Source organism: Spiroplasma endosymbiont of Sarcophaga variegata, from assembly GCF_965178695.1.
Classification (GTDB): Bacteria; Bacillota_I; Bacilli_A; order Mycoplasmatales; family Mycoplasmataceae; genus Spiroplasma; species Spiroplasma poulsonii.
In genome coordinates, this window is sequence record NZ_CBCXVU010000002.1 from 966,473 (window position 1) to 987,971 (window position 21,499).

Below are 21,499 nucleotides of genomic sequence, written 5' to 3' on the forward strand. Positions count from 1 at the left end.
ATATGACAATTTGAAAACTAATTTTGTGTAAGATTATGATTTTGCTTTAAATTTTTTAAACGTTAAAATATAATACCATTGATTGTTGGTTTGGTGTTAAACCTTTGTGTTGGTATTTTCATTTTCAGAGCTTTAAATAATTTTGAATATTAGTGAAACCCAAACCATGATAATGAATTAAGGCTTCTTTAAGACTGGATTGTAATTTACTAATCTTATTTAACTTTTGATAACTAGTATCAGGGTTTGTACTAGTTTTGGTGGAATATAGAGTAGAATTTGTTTGTTTTGCTACTAATAAATATAGTGGTTGCATATCAGAAATAATTATTGATTTTTCTTTAATTAGTTGCTTATTCATATTTTCAATAATCCATTGTTTTTGTAATCTTTTGGTATTGGTGGATTGAACAAAAATATTATTATTGCTATCAACTGCCATTTGAATACAGCATTTGGTATCAGTTGAAAATGGATCGAGATGAGTTTTTCGTTTATCAAATTTATCTTTAAAATTGCCTTTATGAATTTCTTTAATAAATGTTTCATCCATTTGGATTTGACCATTTAATTTTTTAAATTTTAACTGTGTATTTTCTAATTGTTTTGATTGCATTAATTTTTGTCGATTATATCAAGCGGTTTTTGGGGTTGTTTTAATAAAACGAGAAATTATTTTACTAGATTTTCCTAACAATGAAATTTGAATTAATAAATTTCACTGTTCATAATTTAAATGACTTCAATAAGTAAAATGATGACGAAATGCATCAAAACTAGCACGACATTTTTTACATAAATATTTTTGTTTTCCTTCGGAATTATGACCATTTTTAACACAATGAAAAGATTTGCAATTAGGACATATAATGCCTTTATCTCTAAATTTTTGATCAATTTCATTTAAACGTTTTTGTTTTTTAATTAAGTCTGCTTGTTGTTTTATTTTTTCATAAAATTCTAAAAATTGATCATCTGTTAAGCTATTTATTAATTCTGTAATTATTTTTTTCATCATTTATTTACCTCTATATATTAAAAATATACCTAATTTTAGGTATATTTTATAAATATCAAGAGTTTTCGACAAAATTAAAGAGGAAATTTATAAAATTTAAGTATATAATTAAAATGTTATTATAGAAAAGAAACGAGGGAAAAAAATGCGAAAACCAATTATTATTGGAAACTGAAAAATGCATAAGACAACGAGTGAAACAATTGAATTTTTAAAACAAGTTGATGCTGCTTGTGCTAATCTGACATTAGAAGCAGGAGTAGCAGTACCATATGTTAATTTAGCTGTTGCAAAACAATATGCTAAAAATTTAATTATTGCGGCGCAAAACTGTCATTATGAAGATTTTGGGGCCTTTACTGGTGAAATTTCAGTTGATATGTTAGAAGATTTAAAAATAACACATGTTATTATTGGGCATTCTGAGCGTCGTCAAATGTTTAATGAAACTGATGAAACTGTTAATTTAAAAGCAAAAAAATTATTAGCAAAGGGAATGATTCCAATTATTTGTTGTGGTGAAACATTACAACAATATGAAAATAATGAAACTCAACAAATTGTTGAAAATCAAATTGCAAAAGCTTTTCAGGGAATTGATTTGGAAGATGCAAAAACAGTTGTTATTGCTTATGAACCAATTTGAGCAATTGGAACTGGAAAAACAGCAACTGCTGAAATTGCTCAAAAAGTTTGTGCGATAATTCGTACTAAAATTGCTGCGCTTTATGATGAGGTAGTAGCAAGTGTAATTCGAATTCAATATGGTGGTAGTGTTAAACCAGATAATATTAAGGAATTATTAGCACAACCTGATATTGATGGTGCTTTAGTTGGGGGAGCTAGTTTAGAACCACAAACTTTCTTAGGATTAGTAAAATAAAGAGGAATAAAAAGGGACTGAATAATTTTTGCCAGTTATTGTTTTTGAATCCGATGCGTTAAAATAAAAAAAGTTATATTTTAAAAATATAACTTTTATTTTGAAAATGATCTTTAATTTTGTCGAAAACTCTTGATGAAATAAAAAAAATCATCAATATGACAATTTGAAAACTAATTTTGTGTAAGATTATGATTTTGCTTTAAATTTTTTAAACGTTAAAATATAATACCGTTGATTGTTGGTTTGGTGTTAAACCTTTGTGTTGGTATTTTCATTTTCAGAGCTTTAAATAATTTTGAATATTAGTGAAACCCAAACCATGATAATGAATTAAGGCTTCTTTAAGACTGGATTGTAATTTACTAATCTTATTTAACTTTTGATAACTAGTATCAGGGTTTGTACTAGTTTTGGTGGAATATAGAGTAGAATTTGTTTGTTTTGCTACTAATAAATATAGTGGTTGCATATCAGAAATAATTATTGATTTTTCTTTAATTAGTTGCTTATTCATATTTTCAATAATCCATTGTTTTTGTAATCTTTTGGTATTGGTGGATTGAACAAAAATATTATTATTGCTATCAACTGCCATTTGAATACAGCATTTGGTATCAGTTGAAAATGGATCGAGATGAGTTTTTCGTTTATCAAATTTATCTTTAAAATTGCCTTTATGAATTTCTTTAATAAATGTTTCATCCATTTGGATTTGACCATTTAATTTTTTAAATTTTAACTGTGTATTTTCTAATTGTTTTGATTGCATTAATTTTTGTCGATTATATCAAGCGGTTTTTGGGGTTGTTTTAATAAAACGAGAAATTATTTTACTAGATTGTCCTAACAATGAAATTTGAATTAATAAATTTCACTGTTCATAATTTAAATGACTTCAATAAGTAAAATGATGACGAAATGCATCAAAACTAGCACGACATTTTTTACATAAATATTTTTGTTTTCCTTCGGAATTATGACCATTTTTAACACAATGAAAAGATTTGCAATTAGGACATATAATGCCTTTATCTCTAAATTTTTGATCAATTTCATTTAAACGTTTTTGTTTTTTAATTAAGTCTGCTTGTTGTTTTATTTTTTCATAAAATTCTAAAAATTGATCATCTGTTAAGCTATTTATTAATTCTGTAATTATTTTTTTCATCATTTATTTACCTCTATATATTAAAAATATACCTAATTTTAGGTATATTTTATAAATATCAAGAGTTTTCGACAAAATTAAAGAAAATGATTAATTAGATTCTAACTATTTTTAGTTATAATTAAATTTATTAAAATTATAAGCTTTTAAAAATAGGAATAAGTTTGAGAAATTAAATAATTTCTCAAACTTATTATATTGTTTTTTTTGTATAATAGTAAAAATCTTGTTTTTTAGGAAGGCAATTTGGTAAAAGATGGTAAATTATGTTAAAAAACTATTAATTTGTTAAATGGAACTGTTCTTACTCTTAATGATGTTAATGTTTCAGTAAAACCAGATGAACATTCTGCTAATTATAGTAAAGGGGTTATAACTCTAGCTCTTAAGGCTGGATCACGCTTATTTGAAATTAGTGATGGTAAAGCAAAAAAATGACAAAGAAAGTAAATTATCTAGTATCAACTCAATTTGATATTGATTCTAATAATCACAGTGCGTTGGAATAATAATAAGGTTAATACTATTTTATAAAAGATAATTTTATGTTATAAAAACTCTGGTATGATTAATATTTGTTTTAATTAAAAAATAGGAAAGATTATTATTAATCTTTCCTATTTTAAATTAATTTTTTTATTTTATTTCAACTAAATTATCATTTTTAATGATATATGTTTTGGGGCCATTTAATGGTTGATATTTATCATTGTTAAAAATTTGAACACGATTTCCTTCGGCAGGAATAATTTCAATTTGATAATTTTCATCATATTTAATGCCATTAGTTAAATCATGTTTTTTAATAATTTCAGCGAAATTTTGATCACCAGTAATAACAATATCTTTTATTAACTCACCAAGATTATTTTTAATTTTAATAGTATAGTACATTTCGTGTTTAAAATAATAATGAATTTCTTCAGAATTACCATCAAATTTAATTACTTTATCTTGTGAATGTAAACCAATTATTCCTTTATATCCATCACTGATTCCTTGGAATACCATTGTATTATTTAATTTGTTTAACTTAAACAAATATTTTTGAATATTTGGAATTTTATTTTTTTGAGCAATTTTCAATTCAACAGGAACTAACAAAGTATTTTTGTCTTTTAAAAATGTGTTTACTGCTGAATTATAATCAGTAGCTACTGTTATTTTTTCATCGTCACTTAAATTAGGCACTGTAAAAATTTTTTTAATTGCACTCATTGTTTTAAATTCATCACCAAAATTTATTGTTACATTTTTTGCAGCAATTTCTTTGGTTGATGCTATTTTTTTATTGGCATAATTTTTTGAACAATTGGGTGCTCTTTTGTTAATTATTCGATGATGTTATTTCAAATTGGTTTTGTTAAACGTTGATATTTACTAATAATATTTTTAGTTTCTTTAGTTGGTGATAAACCTCATTCTTGAAAGAATGGTGCTAAATTATAACCTGATATTTCTGATGTATGAATAATAAAATTTTGAATTTTAACTTGATCACTATTAAGTTCGTTTTTTCTGTATTAAGCATTGCGCGATAAGTTTGATTTAATTGTGGATAAAAGTTTTTGCCAAATGCCATTTGTAATTTTCAAAACATTGCTAGTTTAACTCACAAAGGTTCTTGTTTTATTTTATTAAAATCTCGTTTTTCAATTGGAGTTTGGAAAAATAATTTAATTTCTTTAATGTAATTGAAAATTCGCAATGGAACATTAAAATGTTCTTGGACATATAGGGCACTAATATTATTAGTAACTTCTCCTAAATCGTTTCATTTATATTGGGAACTTTAATAAGTATGACCAGTTTCATGTCATAGTGCTCATTGACCAGAAATTTGATCTAAAAATAAATCTTGTCCAGCTGAAGTACTATTTTGAAACATTATTCGATTATCACTAGCATTAGCATAACCATTACTATCATTTTCGTTGGCAATATGAACATATTGTGGATATTTTTTATTGATTCCCTCATTTGCTTCATTTAAACCAAGAATTTCATTAGTATATTTTCACGTTTTATCTCACCCTGCTAAAATAGCATTAAAATGTTGTTCTAGGCGGGGAAAAACTTTCTTAATAATCATTTCTGTTTGCATTGTAGCAATAAAATGATTAGAAACAAATTCAACAAAAGGAGAATTTGTGTTTAAAACACCATTAATAAAATCATATTGATTAGATTTATTTATTTTAAAAGTTGGCATTTTAATAACAGCATTAGAATTTTCTGCTGTCACGCTAGTTACTTGTAAATCCGTTAGATTATTATCGGCAAGATAAAGAACGCCATCAGTTTCTAAATAAAAAGTAATAAAATTAGCTTTTGTTGGAATTACAAAATGACTAAAAACACTATTTTTGTTTTCATTTATTTTTTTGTATTGTCCTCACTGCCCAATTGATAGTTTAATCTGTCCTAATTCATTGTCTGTTAAATCACGGTTTAATGTTACTTTATAAGTATTGTTTGCTTGTAAATAATATCATGTTGGTTTAAATTCTGAGTGTGTAAGAACACGATTTTCTCGATCAGCAATTTCTCTACTATTTAAAAATTGATAGTTCTCTTTTAACAATTGGTTTGTATTGATACTATACTAGTGTCTGAATAAATCTTGAATGCAAGAATTGTGTTTGTGCTAGTAATTGTTAATCCGGCGGCCCCCAAAATACTCAATAACCTTTTCATGTTATTTTCCTCCTTAGTATTTTAAGTTCTCTAATTTTTATAATTATTTTAAAGTTTAGACTGCTGGCGGTTTATACTCCTTTTTAAGTAAAGACAAGCATTTTGTATGTAAGGCATTAATTAATAATGCTTTCATTAGACAAGCATTATTAAGATTATGAACAAGAGGTTGCATTATTAATTTCACTCCTTTACATATTATTATGTTTTCATTTTATAATCTTTTAAAAAAATGTAAAGAGATGATGAACTTAACACCTTGATAAAACTAATTATTAAATAAGACCGAATATATTTTTAAAAACTAATTCTAAATTTTATTAGTTAAAATTAAGTTTTTTAATAAATGTAAAAATTTCGACAGTAATGTTAAGAAGTTATTTTATATAAAACTTTTCTTTAATTTTGTCGAAAACTCTTGATGAAATAAAAAAAATCATCAATATGACAATTTGAAAACTAATTTTGTGTAAGATTATGATTTTGCTTTAAATTTTTTAAACGTTAAAATATAATACCGTTGATTGTTGGTTTGGTGTTAAACCTTTGTGTTGGTATTTTCATTTTCAGAGCTTTAAATAATTTTGAATATTAGTGAAACCCAAACCATGATAATGAATTAAGGCTTCTTTAAGACTGGATTGTAATTTACTAATCTTATTTAACTTTTGATAACTAGTATCAGGGTTTGTACTAGTTTTGGTGGAATATAGAGTAGAATTTGTTTGTTTTGCTACTAATAAATATAGTGGTTGCATATCAGAAATAATTATTGATTTTTCTTTAATTAGTTGCTTATTCATATTTTCAATAATCCATTGTTTTTGTAATCTTTTGGTATTGGTGGATTGAACAAAAATATTATTATTGCTATCAACTGCCATTTGAATACAGCATTTGGTATCAGTTGAAAATGGATCGAGATGAGTTTTTCGTTTATCAAATTTATCTTTAAAATTGCCTTTATGAATTTCTTTAATAAATGTTTCATCCATTTGGATTTGACCATTTAATTTTTTAAATTTTAACTGTGTATTTTCTAATTGTTTTGATTGCATTAATTTTTGTCGATTATATCAAGCGGTTTTTGGGGTTGTTTTAATAAAACGAGAAATTATTTTACTAGATTGTCCTAACAATGAAATTTGAATTAATAAATTTCACTGTTCATAATTTAAATGACTTCAATAAGTAAAATGATGACGAAATGCATCAAAACTAGCACGACATTTTTTACATAAATATTTTTGTTTTCCTTCGGAATTATGACCATTTTTAACACAATGAAAAGATTTGCAATTAGGACATATAATGCCTTTATCTCTAAATTTTTGATCAATTTCATTTAAACGTTTTTGTTTTTTAATTAAGTCTGCTTGTTGTTTTATTTTTTCATAAAATTCTAAAAATTGATCATCTGTTAAGCTATTTATTAATTCTGTAATTATTTTTTTCATCATTTATTTACCTCTATATATTAAAAATATACCTAATTTTAGGTATATTTTATAAATATCAAGAGTTTTCGACAAAATTAAAGAAACTTTTATTTTATTTCTATTTTAAAATAAGGTATAATTATATATTGTAATAAGGGATTGAGGTTAAAATGAGTTTAATTAATATTGAAAATTTAAGTCATGCTAACGGTGGAAAGATTTTATATAAAAACGCAACAGTTCGAATTAATAAGGGTGAACATCTAGCATTAATTGGGGCTAATGGAACGGGGAAGACTACTTTATTAAGTATTATTTATGGAAAAATTACACCTGATGAAGGAATGATTGACTTACATCCAAAAGTTAAAATTGGTTATTTAGATCAGCACCAAGAGTTAGATGGTAGTTTGACCGTTGATCAGTTTTTAAAATTAACATATCAACATTTATTTGATATTGAACAAAGAATTCATGATATTTATGAAAAAATGAGTGCTAATTATGATGAAGATGAATTAGTAAAAGCTTTAAAATTACAAGAACATTTAGACCAAAATGGGTTTGAAACAATTGATAAAGAAATTCGTAGTTTAGTTAATGGATTAGGAATTGACCCCACAAGGTTAGATGCAAAGTTATCAGAATTATCGGGGGGACAACGGTGGAAAGTTATCTTAGCAAAATTATTATTATCAGAAAATGATTTTTTATTGTTAGATGAACCAACTAACTTTTTAGACTTAGAACAAGTTGAATGATTGGCAAAGTTTTTGCAAAGTTATGACAAAGCTTTTTTAGTGGTTTCGCATGATATTGATTTTATTAATAAAGTCGGAAAGGTTATTTATGCAATTGAAAATTTAACAGTTAATCGTTATGTTGGAAATTATCAACAGTATTTAGCATTAAGTGAATTAAAAAACGAACAATATGATAAAGCCCAAAAAGGACAAGAACGGTTAATTAAAAAATTAGAAACTTATGTTGCAAAAAATAAGGCTCGTGCTTCAACAGCAAAAAGTGCCCAATCACGACAAAAACAAATTGATAAAATGGAAATTATTGAAAAGCGTCATGAGTTGACTAAACCAAAGTTTAGTTTTAAATATAAACGCCCAGCAAGCACAATCATTGTTAGTGCTGAAAAATTAGAAATTGGTTATCAGTTTCCGTTAATTCAACCACTAACATTTGATATTCGTGATGGTGAAAAGTGTATTTTTCGTGGATATAATGGAATTGGAAAAACAACTTTTTTGAATACGCTAGCTGGAAATATTCCGAGTTTAGGGGGAACTTTGAAACTTGGGAATGGCGTTGTTATTGCTTATTTTCATCAAATTGAAGCAATTATGGATATGACGCCAATTGAATATTTAAAAAATTTATACCCTGAGCTTGAAGATGGGCGCATTCGTAGTATTTTAGCAAACTTTGGAGTTAAAAGTACGTTAATGCAAAATCAAATGATAAAGTTATCGGGGGGAGAACAAACAAAAGTTCGTTTATCAGCGTTATCATTAGAACCATGTAGTTTATTAATTTTAGATGAACCGACAAATCATATTGATGTTTTGGCAAAAGAAGCATTATTAGAAGCAATTCAAGCATTTGAAGGAACTGTTTTAATTACAACCCATGATATTAATTTTAATGTTAATTGAGCAGATAAAGTGCTTGATTTTGAGAAAATGATATAGGAACTAATTATGAAAAAACATTATTTTTATGTGCTAGTTTGTGCTGATAAAACATTGTATGCTGGATATACTGTTGATTTAGTTCGCTGTGAAGCAAGAACATAATTTTGGAACGGGGGCTAAATATACGGCGCAATCAAAACGAAGACCAGTTAAAATAATTTATAGTGAAGAATATCAAACTCGTTCTGCCGCAATGCAACGCGAAGCTGCTTTTAAGCAGTTGTCACGGGTTGATAAAATTAGTTTTTTACAAAAGCAAAATGTTTATTTATCATTTGTAATAAAAACAGATGTGGTAAAATCATAATAGTAATATTAAAACGGGGGTAGGATGGATAACAACATTCAAGTTTTAGTTGATGAGTTAACACAACTATATCAACGATATCAAGTACAATCATTACAAAATGACATTATGATTTGCTTAGATATTTTAAAATACTATGATTTTAGTGATTAAAATAATCAGGTTTTTATTGGCTATGTGTTACGAGTGTTTTATATTTTAAAAGCAAAACTTGAACAAAATATTGATTTAACAACTGATTTATCAAATTTAATGGCAAAAGGATATACAACAGGTAATAACCGGAATATTTTTCGCCGTAAAATTGGAAAGAATCGGCAAGAATTTGAAAATGAGGTTGAATTTTATGTTAACCGAAATTATTTTGATGATGAATATGACCGGTTACAACGAATGCTTTTGAAAAATGGGGCAAAATTAGTCGGGTCCGCAAGTGCTTCTTTAGCTGGTTTTAACTACGAAAAGATTCTAACAAATTCAATTCAATTATTGGATAGTCAAGAGTTAGCATTACGATTACAAAAAATTGTGATGCGAGTATTAAAACCATTTGAAAATGAAAAAAGTCAATTTTTAGCAAAGCAGACAATGGTTAATGAAGATTTGGATGAAACGATAACTAAACGAGAAAATTATTTGCAACAATATAACAAATTATTTAAACAAGAAAATAATTAATTTATATAGTACAATATAAGTAGTTAAAATAAGGGAGGAAAATATGAAACCAGAATTAAAAGAATTATTATTAGAAATTAAAACAAAAATTAATGATGATAAACTTTTTCGCGATTTTGTTGGTGAAATTTTAAATGAAGCTAATTACAATAACTATTATGAACAATCAGTTGCTGATGAAGAAATTGCAGAGCAATTAGTTGAGATTTATTTTATTGAAAATTATAGTAGTGATGAAGAAGTTTCAGAACTAAAAGAAAAAATCATGAAAATTTTATTCTTCTTAGAAGGACAAAAAGAATTAGTTAAAGAATATTCCTATTTTATTGAAAATAAAGTAAGTCAATTTGCTACAGAACTTAACTAATTTTATTAATCTGACAGCAAATGTTAGATTTTTTTAAACTATATTTGCATTATTTTTAAAAAATAATATCATTTTACTATGTTACTTTTACAAAATAATAATTAAGAAGGTGAAAAAATGGGAAAAGATTGGATTGTTGTTAAAGGAGCACGTGAAAATAATTTAAAAAATATTGATGTTCAAATTCCAAAAGATAAATTAGTTGTTTTTACTGGCTTATCTGGGAGTGGAAAATCATCATTAGCTTTTAATACTATTTATGCGGAAGGTCGTCGACGTTATATTGAAAGTTTGTCGAGTTATGCCCGTCAATTTTTAGGTGGAAATGAAAAACCAGATGTTGATGCAATTGATGGATTATCACCAGCAATTTCAATTGATCAAAAGACAACTAGTCATAATCCCCGAAGTACAGTTGGAACGGTAACGGAGATTTATGATTATTTGCGATTGTTATACGCTCGGGTTGGAACCCCTTATTGTATTAATGGCCATGGTGTTATTAAGTCAGTAACAATCAAGGAAATTATTAATAATTTAAAACAACTTTTAAACGAAGGTGAAAAGTTTATGATTTTATCAACAGTTGTGCGTGACAAAAAAGGGAGTTTTAAAGATTTATTTGCACGATTAAAACAAGAAAGTTTTATTCGGGTAAAAGTTAATGGTGAAATTAAAACATTAGATGAAGAAATTGAGTTAGACAAAAATAAACGACAAAACATTGATATTATTATTGACCGATTAGTGTATAAAAATTCGGAAGATTTATTGAGTCGGATTCATGATGCAATTGAAGTTGCTTTAAAATATGGAAATGCTTTAGTAAAAATTGATTTTGTTGATCAACAAAAAGAAACGTTATTTTCAACAAATTATTCATGTAATATTTGTGGTTTTGTGATTCCAGAATTAGAACCACGATTATTTTCTTTTAATTCACCAGCTGGAGCTTGTAATGAATGTAAAGGGTTAGGAGTGAAATTAGAAGTTGATGAAGATTTATTAATTCCAAATCGCTCACTATCAATTTTGCAAGGAGCAATTGTTTATTTAAAAAATATTGTTAACACAACAAATATTGAATGACAAAAATTTAAAGTTTTAGCAGAGCACTATCACATTGTTTTAGAACAACCAGTTAGTGATTTGACAAAAGAACAGTTAGGATATTTAATTCGTGGTAGTGATGAACCAATTGAATATAATTTTAAAACAGCAAGCGGTAATATTATGCGTGGTTATGATTATATTGAAGGAGTTGGGCAATTAATTGAACGGCGCTATACGGAAACTGCTAGTGAAACTGCTCGGGAATATTACAAACAATTTATGACAGATAAAAAATGTGGAACTTGCCAGGGGAAACGATTAAATGAAATTCCATTGTCGGTAAAAATTAATAATATTAGCATTTCTGATTTTACCGATTTATCAGTTGAAGATGAATTAAAAGAAATTTTAAATTTAGTTTTAACCGAATCACAACAAGAGATTGCACGATTAGTTATTAATGAATTAGTTAATCGTCTTGATTTTTTAAACCGTGTTGGTTTAAGTTATTTAACATTGTCACGGAATGCCTCAACTTTATCAGGGGGAGAAGCACAACGAATTAGATTAGCAACACAAATTGGAAGTCAACTAACTGGAGTACTATATGTGTTAGATGAACCATCAATTGGATTACATCAACGTGATAATGATAAATTAATTGAAACCTTAAAAAGTTTACGTGACTTGGGAAATACTTTAATTGTTGTTGAACATGATGAAGATACAATTCGTGCCAGTGATTATGTTGTTGATATTGGTCCACGGGCAGGAATTAATGGTGGTGAAGTTGTTGCTGCTGGAAGTATTGAGGACATTAAACAAAACCCAAATTCAATTACTGGAAAATATTTGACGGGTGAATTAGAAATTACAGTACCAACTAAACGTCGTGGTGGTAATGGTCTAACATTAGAGATTAAAGGAGCGCGTGAAAATAATTTAAAAAATATTAATGTAACAATTCCTTTAAATAAATTTGTTTGTTTAACCGGAGTTTCTGGTAGCGGGAAGTCAACATTAATGAATGAAATTTTATGAAAAGGAATTAAAAAAAATCTTGGATTGGCAACTGATCGCCCCGGTGCTTATGATAAAATTGTTGGGATTGCTAACATTGATAAGGTTATTAATATTTCACAAGATCCAATTGGAAAAACGCCACGGAGTAATCCAGCGACGTATACTTCTGTCTTTGATGACATTCGTGATTTATTTGCAAATACAAATGAGGCAAAGGCCCGTGGTTATTTAAAGGGGCGTTTCTCTTTTAATGTGCCTGGTGGGCGTTGTGAGAATTGTCAAGGTGATGGAATTATTAAAATTTCAATGCATTTTTTACCAACGGTTTATGTTCCTTGTGAAGTTTGTGAAGGAAAAAGATATAATGATGAAACATTATTAGTTAAGTTCAAAGATAAAAATATTTATGATGTTTTAGAAATGACAGTTGATCAAGCTTGTGAATTTTTTGCAAAGCAACCAAAGATTAGCCAAAAGTTAGCAACAATGCAAGAAGTTGGTTTGGGTTATATTAAGTTAGGACAATCAGCAACTGAGTTGTCAGGTGGTGAAGCACAACGAGTTAAATTATCAACATTTTTATTAAAACGAACAACAGGAAAAACATTATTTTTATTAGATGAACCAACAACGGGGTTACATATTGATGATGTTAAAAGGTTATTGTTAGTTTTAAATAAAATTGTCGATAATGGTGATACGGTTGTTACGATTGAACATAACTTGGATGTAATTAAAGTAGCAGATTATATTATTGACTTAGGGCCAGAAGGTGGTGTTGGTGGCGGAGCTGTTATTGCAACAGGAACACCCGAACAAATTGCGGCAAAAAATGATATTAGTTATACCGCTCAATATTTACAACCATTATTGGATAAGGGAAAATAATTGATGGATGTTAAGAAACAACTTTTTAAAGCTGCTTTGTTTAAGAAAGAATATAATTTAACAAAACTATTAGTAGAAAAATATCATAATGGACAAGATAAAATTCAAGTTATTAATGTTGTTGGAACTAATGGCAAATGTTCTGTTTCTAATTATTTGCAACGCCAACTAATGTTGAATTATAAAAAAGTTGGTCTTTTTACTTCACCAGCATTTTTAAAGCACAATGAACGAATTAAAATTAATAACCAAGTTATTAGTGACAATGATTTAAAACGAATTATTAAAAGTATTAAAAACGAAATTGAAACTTATCAGTTAACTTTTTTTGAAATTTGAGTTTTAATTTGTATTAAATATTTTTTAGAACAACAAGTTGAAATTGCTGTTATTGAAGCTGGCATTGGTGGACGATTAGATGCAACTAATGTTTTTAATAATCAACTAGCGGTGTTATTGACTTCAATTGATTATGACCACACCGAAGTTTTAGGAACAGAATTAGAAAGTATTATTCAAAATAAAGTGGGAATTGTTAAAAATGATTGCCAACTTTTTATTAGTGCAAGTTGTCAAAAATATTTTTCTGTTATTGCAAAATATCTTAATTTGGATAGAATTATTACAAGCGAAGTTTATCCGCAAGCAATTAATTATTATCAGGAATTTAATGTTGGATTAGTAATTAAGTTTTTGACAGTTTTTAAGTTTAAAATTAATTATGCACTTTTTAAAGTAAATCCGGTCTTGGGCCGTTTTACCCAGTTGAGTAAAAATCCGTACTTTATTATTGATGGTGCGCATAATCCAGAAGGAATTCGTGCTTGCATTCATACATTTGAAACGTTAAATAATTTAAATCATAATGAGGTTCTAGTGTTATATGCATCATCGCAAAAGAAAGATTATTTGCAAAACTTAACGTTGTTAAAAGAACATTTTGGGACAAATTTATATATTACTGCTTTTAAACACCCAATGTCGTGAGATATTACGGACATTAATTTTCATAATAAAGTTAAAAATTGAAAGAAATTATTATTACAAAATAAAACAAAAAATATTTTAATTTGTGGATCGTTATATTTTATTTCGTTAGTATATCAGTTTTATTTAGAAAGGATGTAAAGTATGTTGTATTTATTAACAAATATTGGCGCTTGATTAGGGATTGCCCTGTTACTTGGAATTGGCGCTTGATTAGATTATAAAAATTTAAAAAAAATTAATATTTTAACAATAACAATCACAAGTCTATTGATTGCATTATCAGTTATTTTAACAAATTTAATTGGTTACACAATTCCAATTACAGGAGGAATTAAGTTAGAATTAGGTAACTTTTTAATTTTTGTTGTTGGAATGTTATTTGGGCCTTTCTTTGGTGTTTTAAGTGGAATTGCCACCGATACTTTAGGAGCCTTAGTTAATATTCAAGGAACTTACCATGGTGGTTTTGCCTTTAATCTTGCCTTTTATGGTTTTATGGGCAGCATTGTTTTTCTTTCTAAAAATGAAAAATTCTGAATTATAAAAACAATTATGTTATATATTATTTCCTTTATGTTAATTTCATTTGGATTTAATGTTTTATGACTATATTCAATTGGTTGAAATTCAGTTGTGTTAGGAGCAACATTTATTGCAAAAGCCGTTAAGTTTCCAATTCAAATGGCAATTTATTTACCAATGACAATTTCTAGTTTTACTATTTTATATAAATTAATTACATCACGGCACAGCATTACTTTGTGGTGTGCGCAAAACAAGGCGTTAGCATTAATGCCATTTAAATTTAGAAAACGTAATTCTTCTAATAATTAAAAATTGTTTATATGTGCAAAACTTTTAAAAATATAATAAAAATAAGACTTTTTATTAAAAATATTTGTGGATAACTAAACAGATATTATGATTTTGTTAATTTATATTTACTTATTATTTGTTAGTTGTAATATTATTAGTGAAATTTAAGTGAAGAGGAATGTGAAAAAATGTTGGGGAAAGTGGTTACATATTTAATAAAACAAGAAAACCAGTTATCAGATGATGAACGTATGCTGCTTTTATGTTTATATCGTCCAATTATTGGCGATAAAGCACATATGTTATATCTTGCTTTTACAGCACAAGATTTTGTTTTAGAATTAAATATTAAGTATCAATTAGACCATCTTTTATTATTATTACAAATGACATATGAAGAGTTTTTGACAGCAAAAAATAAATTAGAAACAATTGGATTGTTAAAAATGTTAAAACGCAAAAATGGTGCGCATCATATTTTAAAACCGCAATTACCTATTTCTGCAATTGCTTTTTTTGAAAATAAAATCTTAAGTGAGCACTTATTAAATATTGTTGGGGGTAAATGTTTTGCAATTATTAAAGCTAAATTTAGCGAAGCAGATTATTCTAATGTTACTAATGAACCAGCACCGCCACTAAATAGGACCAATGTTAATTTAGATTTTGTTTATATTGATAAGTACTTAGCAGCTAAAAACGCCAATCATAAATTATATCTCCCATATCGTGAAAAAATCATTCAACTAGCAAATTATTACCATGTTTTAACAAATAATCTTGCTATTTTTATTTATAAGAGTATCGAACTAGTTGAGCAAAAACGTATTTTTAATTATGAAAAATTTCAACATTTATTATCTGATTTTCATCAAAAAACAATTTTGAAAAAACAAATAACTGGAGAGCAGTTAAACTTAACTGTTAATGAAGAAAATATTGTAAGGCCAACAAATATGTTAGAAGCAAAAATTAATGAAATGACATCAATTGATCCAATTGAATATTTAACTTTATTACGTGAAAACACAAAACCAACGCCAATGGAAATTGATTTAATTCGTGATTTAATTGTTAATTATTCGTTAAAGCCAGGGGTTGTTAATTGCTTAATTGAATATGTTTGGTTTAAAAATTCTCGTCGAATTGAAAGAAAATATTGTGAAAAAATTGCAAATACTTTTAATCAATTACAAATTGACACAGTTGATAAGGCAATGCAACATTTACGTAGTGCTTATGCGAAGACACAAAAAAATAAAATTGCAAAAGAAACAATTAAAAGTACTACTTATAAATTTAAAGAAACAACGGCGAAAGATAACATGTCATCGTTAGAATATAATAAACTTTATGAACAAAAACGACAAAAACGAGAAGAAGAAAAGGTTGACCTTAACCAATTATTAGATGATTTAAAAAACTTATAAAATAATTTTCAAAAGAGGAGACACAGGAATGACAAAACTAAATTTGTTAGAACAAATTAAGATTAATGAAGAGTTAATGCTTAATTTGCAAGCAATTGCTTTTGATGTTAATGATTATGAAAAGTTTAGTTCGCTCTTTGAAGAATATTTAAATAATTATCATTACTGTGAATCTAGTCCGAATTTATTATTTTGTCAACAACAATTTAAAGGTTATAAATATTATTTTAAAAAAGAAGCTGACAAGTTATTTTTAACACGGGTTGAGTGTAACCATACTATAACATTGAACGAAGTAAACAAAGTTAAAAATAATTATCTTTACTATGACTTTAGTGATGAGTTATTAAAACTTCGTTTAAATGATATTAAAAAAGATGAAAACTTCAATAATATGCATCAGATTATTGTTGAAATGGTTAAATTTGTTAAAGGACAACGCCAAAAAGGATTATATATTTATGGTGAACCGGGGGTTGGGAAAACTTATTTATTAATTAGATTAGCTAATGTTTTAGCAAATAATAATTGGAAGGTTGCTTTTATTTCAGTAATTAATTTAATTAACCGCGTAAAAGAGTCATTTAATATTTTTAATAACAAATCCTCGTTAGTTGTGGACTTATTACGAGCCGATGTTTTATTTTTAGATGACATTGGTGGGGAAACTATTTCACCATGAGTTCGTGATGATTTATTATTTCGAATTTTAAATGATCGGATCAGCCACCAGTTACCAACTTTTTTTTCTTCTAATTTTACAACAACTGCATTAACAACAATTTATGCTAATGTTAAAAATGAAATTGGTGATAAGGAAATTAATAAGGTAAAAGTGTTGCGGATTGTTGATCGGATTCGAGGACTGGCAACAGAATTAGAATTGATTGGAAGTAGTAGGAGAAGTGATAATGATTATGCTAAAGTATGAACTACATAAATATTTTTTTAAAGGATATGATCAAAAAAATAAGGTGCAAGATATTTTATATTTAGATGTTCAAAAATATTGATATGAACCACAAGTTGGGATTAAAGTAATAACAAAAGATAAAAAAGAATATCTAATTAAAAATTATTGATTTGATTATGATAAACCAGACCCAGATGATAAGTTTAAGTTTGAATGTTTTGAACGTGATTTACATCGAATTTTATTTTTAAATGAATGACAACAAGACAAAGAAGCACTTATTGATAAACATTATTTACCATTAGAAAAATTCAATCTTTTAAAAGAACAAAAACAAAAAATTCTGGCCGAATATTTGGCTGTGCATGGAACGCTAGCAAAAGATGATCCAGCATATCGTAGTTTAGAAGCTTCTTTTAGTTTATTAAAACATAAAACACAGCCAGAAGTAGTACAAGAATTAACGGAAATGGCAGAATATTATGAAATGGATATGAAAGAATTTTAAAAGCTAAAGCAAGCAAATTCGTTGTTAGCTTTTGAAGCGATTGCATTAGATTTATATGGTGACCCATTATTATTTGAAGCAGCAGTTGATGATGAAAATGAGTTTTTAATTCACAATGAAGATTTCTAGTTTTTTGTGCTTGCTTTATTTGGATATTTTCTAAATTTCTTGCAAATTAAGGAACGAGGTTGTAAAATAAGAGTAAGGATGCAATGTTTTATTGCAGACTAAGTTATTAAACTAGTAGAGGAGAAAGAGTAGATGACAAAAATTGCAATTAACGGATTTGGACGTATTGGCCGTTTAGCATTTAGAAAATTATTTGAAGAAAAAAATGTTGAAATTGTCGCAATTAATGATTTAACAGATGCAAAAACATTAGCAACATTATTAGAACTTGATTCAGCCCAAGGGGGATGAATGCGTGGAAAAATTTCTTCAGAAGAAAATGCTATTATTGTTAATGGAAAGAAAGTAGTTGTTTGTGCAGAAAAAGATCCAACCGCTTTGCCATGAGGGAAATTAGGAGTGGGTGTTGTTGTTGAATCAACAGGAAGATTTGCTGATAAAGCAGGAGCTTCACAACATATTACAGCAGGAGCAAAAAAAGTTTTAATTTCAGCGCCAGCAAAAGGAACTGATGTTAAAACGATTGTTTACAATGTTAACCATAAGGATATCACAAAAGATGATACTGTTATTTCGGGAGCAAGTTGTACCACAAACTGTTTAGCACCAATGGCTAAAGTTCTAGATGAAAAATTTGGAATTGAAAAAGGATACATAACAACTGTTCATGCTGTTACAAACGACCAACGTTTATTAGATTTAGCTCATGATGATTTAAGAAGAGCGCGCGCTGCCTTTTCTAATATTGTTCCAACTAAAACTGGAGCAGCCGCAGCCGCAGCATTAGTATTGCCACAATTAAAAGGTAAGTTTGATGGAATGGCGTTACGTGTCCCAACAATTACCGGTTCAATTGTTGACTTAGCAGTTGAATTAAAAACAACAACAACAGTTGATGAAATTAATAATGCAATGAAAGCAGCTGAGTCAGAAACTTTTGGTTATAATACGCAACCAATTGTTTCATCAGATATTATTGGCGAATCACATGGATCAATCTTTGATGCGACATTAACAAAAATTATTGAAGTTGATGGGAAACAATTAGTTAAAGTATATGCATGATATGATAACGAAATGTCATATGTATCACAAATGGTACGAACATTATTATACTTTGCAACAGTTTAATTAAAAGTAAGAAGCACTAAAAATTTTTTAGTGTTTTTTATTTTTTTAGAAAAATATATTTCTTATGTTATGATAATTATATATAAGAAACTAACCTTATAATTAATAAAACTGAATAATAATACCTTTTGCGTATTTATAACAGTGCTGTTAAATGGCTGAAGTATTGAAGGAGATTATTAAAATGAAGAATCCTATTTTAGAGAAACACTTTCATAATATTCGCGACAAATTAAAATTAGTCTTAAGTATTGAAAAAATTCGTGATTCCACTAATCCGATTCAATTGTTATATGACAATGTGCTTTGAATTCGAAATAGTGGTCGTGTTATTACTGAAGATGATTTTACATATCGATTGGAATTAGCGTTAGCTGACACCTATAAAACATTATTGCTGCGAATTGATTCCTTATTGTTAAATGCTAAAACATTATCTTTTAGTTATTTCAAAGAGAAATTAGATGTTAAAGTTTACAATAATAAATTATATAAACAGGCAACTAATATTTTAAAGGAAAATTACGATAATCGTATTGATGACATTGATTTTATTTATATTGCTTATCAAATGACAGAATTGCTAGGAGAAGGCTTACGTAGTATTTCTTCTCGCAAACTAAGTGAAGTAACAAGATAAATTATTGTTAATGAAAAATAGTTATCATCATAACTATTTTTTTATTTATCTGATAAACAGAAAATGCGATATAATTTATATTAGCAATTATAAAAATGAGAGGGATATTATGAGTCAGAACAAGAAATTATTTTATGTTACAACCCCAATTTATTATCCAAGTGCCCAATTACACATTGGCCATGCTTATACAACAACCTTAGCGGATATTTTAAACCGTTATAAGAAGTTAGATGGCTATGAAACCTTTTTCTTAACTGGTAGTGATGAACATGGTGAAAAAATTGAAAAGAAAGCAAAAGAAGCGGGTGTTACACCATTTGAATTTACAACAATGATTGTTAATAATTTTAAGTTATTATGAAATAAATTAGGCATTGAGTATTCAAAATTTATTCGCACAACAGATCATGCTCATGAACAAGGGGTTCAAAAGATTTTTAGTAAATTATATCATAAAGGAGATATTTATTTAGGTGAATATGAGGGCTTATATTGTGTTAGTTGTGAGGAGTTTTTAACAGAATCACAATTAGATAAAATAACGCAGCAATGTTTGGTGTGCGGGAACAAACCAAAGAAAGTTAAAGAAGAAACTTATTTTTTTAAAGTTTCAAAATATAGCCAGTTTTTAATTAATTATTATAATGCTCACCCAACTTTTATTGAACCAGAAGCTAGAAAAAATGAAATGTTAAATAATTTTATTCTACCAGGATTAACTGACTTGTCAGTAACAAGAACAACTTTTTCGTGAGGAATTAAAACATTAGAAAATAACAAACATATTATTTATGTTTGAATTGATGCGTTATCTAATTACTTAACAGCATTAGGTTATTTATCAGAAGATGAAACATTATTTAATAAATTTTGAAATAACACAAATGTTGAAATTTTGCAATTATTAGGAAAAGAAATTGCTCGGTTCCATACCATTTATTGACCAAGTATGTTAGAAAGATTGGGGTTACGTCAGCCAAATAAACTTTTATCCCATGGTTGAATTTTATTCAAAGATACAAAGATGAGTAAATCAATTGGTAATGTTGTTGACCCATTATATTTAATTGATCAGTATGGTCGTGATGTTTTAAGATTTTATTTAGGATATGAAATTCCAACTGATCATGATGGGAAATTTTCTTATGAAATGTTTTTAGAATCATATAATACTCATCTAGTCAATAATATTGGAAACTTAGTATCACGTGTCAGTAATATGATTAGCAAATATTTTAATGGGGAACTTTTATCGCAAGGAACATTAAAAAATGATTTAATTGATAGTTGTTTGTTAGCAATTAAAAATTATCAAATAGCAATGAATAATTATCAAATTGCAAAAGCATTAAGTATTGTTTTAGAATTATGTAATAAAGCAAATAAATATATTGAAGAAAGTAAACCATGAGAATTAGAAAAGAATCAAGAAACAACCCAATTACATACAACATTAGCAACGCTAGCTTATGTTATTATTGTTAGTGCCTTTTTATTACAACCAGTATTAATTGATCACGCGCAAAAAATTGCGGATTACTTTAACATTGATTTACAAAATTTAACATTTTCAACAAGTTTAAGTCAAGAAATGATATATAATAAAAGGATAGAGAAAAAAGCAAATTTATTTGAACGTTTAAATGTTGAACAAGAATTAAAACGAATTGAAGCAGAATTAAATCAGTAAAATAATTTAAAGGAGGGGT

21 protein-coding genes are annotated in these 21,499 nt (G+C 27.2%); 15 read left to right on the forward strand and 6 right to left on the reverse strand.

Annotated elements, in window-relative coordinates; genetic code table 4:
- Window positions 1–55 precede the first annotated feature (55 nt).
- Entirely contained in the window at window positions 56–1,018 is a 963-nt protein-coding gene (locus tag ACOBME_RS06800; RefSeq protein WP_338965143.1) for an IS1/IS1595 family N-terminal zinc-binding domain-containing protein, read from the reverse strand.
- Window positions 1,019–1,163: 145 nt separating this feature from the next.
- Here ACOBME_RS06800 and tpiA point away from each other — a divergent pair, with 145 nt between their 5' ends.
- Window positions 1,164–1,901 carry a triose-phosphate isomerase gene (gene tpiA / locus ACOBME_RS06805; RefSeq protein ID WP_338965146.1) on the forward strand — a complete coding sequence of 246 codons (738 nt, stop codon included), beginning with the start codon at window positions 1,164–1,166 and terminating at the stop codon, window positions 1,899–1,901.
- 211 nt (window positions 1,902–2,112) lie between these two features.
- Here tpiA and ACOBME_RS06810 read toward each other — a convergent pair whose 3' ends face one another.
- The 5 genes from ACOBME_RS06810 to ACOBME_RS06830 form a co-directional block, all read right to left on the reverse strand.
- A complete protein-coding gene (locus ACOBME_RS06810; RefSeq protein WP_338963247.1) occupies window positions 2,113–3,075 on the reverse strand; it encodes an IS1/IS1595 family N-terminal zinc-binding domain-containing protein in 963 nt (320 codons plus the stop codon).
- 633 nt (window positions 3,076–3,708) lie between these two features.
- Window positions 3,709–4,290: a putative mucin/carbohydrate-binding domain-containing protein gene (locus ACOBME_RS06815; protein WP_338965149.1), complete on the reverse strand. Its 582-nt coding sequence runs from the start codon at window positions 4,288–4,290 to the stop codon at window positions 3,709–3,711.
- Between the two features lie 574 nt (window positions 4,291–4,864).
- A complete protein-coding gene (locus tag ACOBME_RS06820) occupies window positions 4,865–5,656 on the reverse strand; it encodes a M60 family metallopeptidase (RefSeq protein WP_338965152.1) in 792 nt (263 codons plus the stop codon).
- Window positions 5,650–5,769 carry a lipoprotein gene (locus ACOBME_RS06825; RefSeq protein ID WP_419334755.1) on the reverse strand — a complete coding sequence of 40 codons (120 nt, stop codon included), beginning with the start codon at window positions 5,767–5,769 and terminating at the stop codon, window positions 5,650–5,652. Before ACOBME_RS06825 ends, ACOBME_RS06820 begins: the two co-directional genes overlap by 7 nt.
- A gap of 497 nt (window positions 5,770–6,266) precedes the next feature.
- Window positions 6,267–7,229 (reverse strand): IS1/IS1595 family N-terminal zinc-binding domain-containing protein, encoded by a 963-nt coding sequence (locus ACOBME_RS06830; protein ID WP_338963247.1) that lies wholly within the window; start codon window positions 7,227–7,229, stop codon window positions 6,267–6,269.
- A 149-nt stretch (window positions 7,230–7,378) separates the two neighbouring features.
- On the opposite strand from ACOBME_RS06830, the gene ACOBME_RS06835 reads away from it, so the two are divergent.
- The 14 genes from ACOBME_RS06835 (at window position 7,379) to metG (ending at window position 21,480) form a co-directional block, all read left to right on the forward strand.
- On the forward strand, window positions 7,379–8,911 hold the full coding sequence (locus ACOBME_RS06835; protein WP_338965154.1) for an ABC-F family ATP-binding cassette domain-containing protein: 1,533 nt from the start codon (window positions 7,379–7,381) through the stop codon (window positions 8,909–8,911).
- An 88-nt stretch (window positions 8,912–8,999) separates the two neighbouring features.
- Window positions 9,000–9,221: a GIY-YIG nuclease family protein gene (locus ACOBME_RS06840; protein WP_338965156.1), complete on the forward strand. Its 222-nt coding sequence runs from the start codon at window positions 9,000–9,002 to the stop codon at window positions 9,219–9,221.
- A gap of 24 nt (window positions 9,222–9,245) precedes the next feature.
- Window positions 9,246–9,374 (forward strand): hypothetical protein, encoded by a 129-nt coding sequence (locus ACOBME_RS06845; RefSeq protein ID WP_338965159.1) that lies wholly within the window; start codon window positions 9,246–9,248, stop codon window positions 9,372–9,374.
- A gap of 33 nt (window positions 9,375–9,407) precedes the next feature.
- Window positions 9,408–9,899, forward strand: a complete 492-nt coding sequence (locus ACOBME_RS06850) for a hypothetical protein (protein WP_338965162.1) — start codon at window positions 9,408–9,410, stop codon at window positions 9,897–9,899.
- A gap of 43 nt (window positions 9,900–9,942) precedes the next feature.
- Window positions 9,943–10,266 carry a hypothetical protein gene (locus ACOBME_RS06855; protein ID WP_419334758.1) on the forward strand — a complete coding sequence of 108 codons (324 nt, stop codon included), beginning with the start codon at window positions 9,943–9,945 and terminating at the stop codon, window positions 10,264–10,266.
- Window positions 10,267–10,383: 117 nt separating this feature from the next.
- Entirely contained in the window at window positions 10,384–13,230 is a 2,847-nt protein-coding gene (uvrA, locus tag ACOBME_RS06860; protein ID WP_338965166.1) for an excinuclease ABC subunit UvrA, read from the forward strand.
- Window positions 13,231–13,233: 3 nt separating this feature from the next.
- On the forward strand, window positions 13,234–14,358 hold the full coding sequence (locus ACOBME_RS06865; RefSeq protein ID WP_338965169.1) for a bifunctional folylpolyglutamate synthase/dihydrofolate synthase: 1,125 nt from the start codon (window positions 13,234–13,236) through the stop codon (window positions 14,356–14,358).
- Between the two features lie 3 nt (window positions 14,359–14,361).
- Complete coding sequence (locus ACOBME_RS06870; protein ID WP_338965171.1) at window positions 14,362–15,054, forward strand: folate family ECF transporter S component; 693 nt, start codon at window positions 14,362–14,364, stop codon at window positions 15,052–15,054.
- Window positions 15,055–15,224: 170 nt separating this feature from the next.
- Window positions 15,225–16,466 (forward strand): DnaD domain protein, encoded by a 1,242-nt coding sequence (locus tag ACOBME_RS06875; RefSeq protein ID WP_419334761.1) that lies wholly within the window; start codon window positions 15,225–15,227, stop codon window positions 16,464–16,466.
- Window positions 16,467–16,494: 28 nt separating this feature from the next.
- Window positions 16,495–17,406, forward strand: a complete 912-nt coding sequence (locus ACOBME_RS06880) for an ATP-binding protein (protein WP_419334763.1) — start codon at window positions 16,495–16,497, stop codon at window positions 17,404–17,406.
- Complete coding sequence (locus ACOBME_RS06885) at window positions 17,378–17,887, forward strand: hypothetical protein (protein WP_338965181.1); 510 nt, start codon at window positions 17,378–17,380, stop codon at window positions 17,885–17,887. Before ACOBME_RS06880 ends, ACOBME_RS06885 begins: the two co-directional genes overlap by 29 nt.
- Before the next feature lie 261 nt (window positions 17,888–18,148).
- Complete coding sequence (gap, locus tag ACOBME_RS06890) at window positions 18,149–19,147, forward strand: type I glyceraldehyde-3-phosphate dehydrogenase (RefSeq protein ID WP_338965184.1); 999 nt, start codon at window positions 18,149–18,151, stop codon at window positions 19,145–19,147.
- Window positions 19,148–19,301: 154 nt separating this feature from the next.
- The gene (locus tag ACOBME_RS06895) at window positions 19,302–19,787 is read left to right on the forward strand and encodes a hypothetical protein (protein ID WP_419334765.1); all 486 of its coding nucleotides are present in this window, start codon (window positions 19,302–19,304) and stop codon (window positions 19,785–19,787) included.
- Between the two features lie 109 nt (window positions 19,788–19,896).
- The gene (gene metG / locus ACOBME_RS06900; RefSeq protein ID WP_419334767.1) at window positions 19,897–21,480 is read left to right on the forward strand and encodes a methionine--tRNA ligase; all 1,584 of its coding nucleotides are present in this window, start codon (window positions 19,897–19,899) and stop codon (window positions 21,478–21,480) included.
- The last annotated feature ends 19 nt before the right edge of the window (window positions 21,481–21,499 follow it).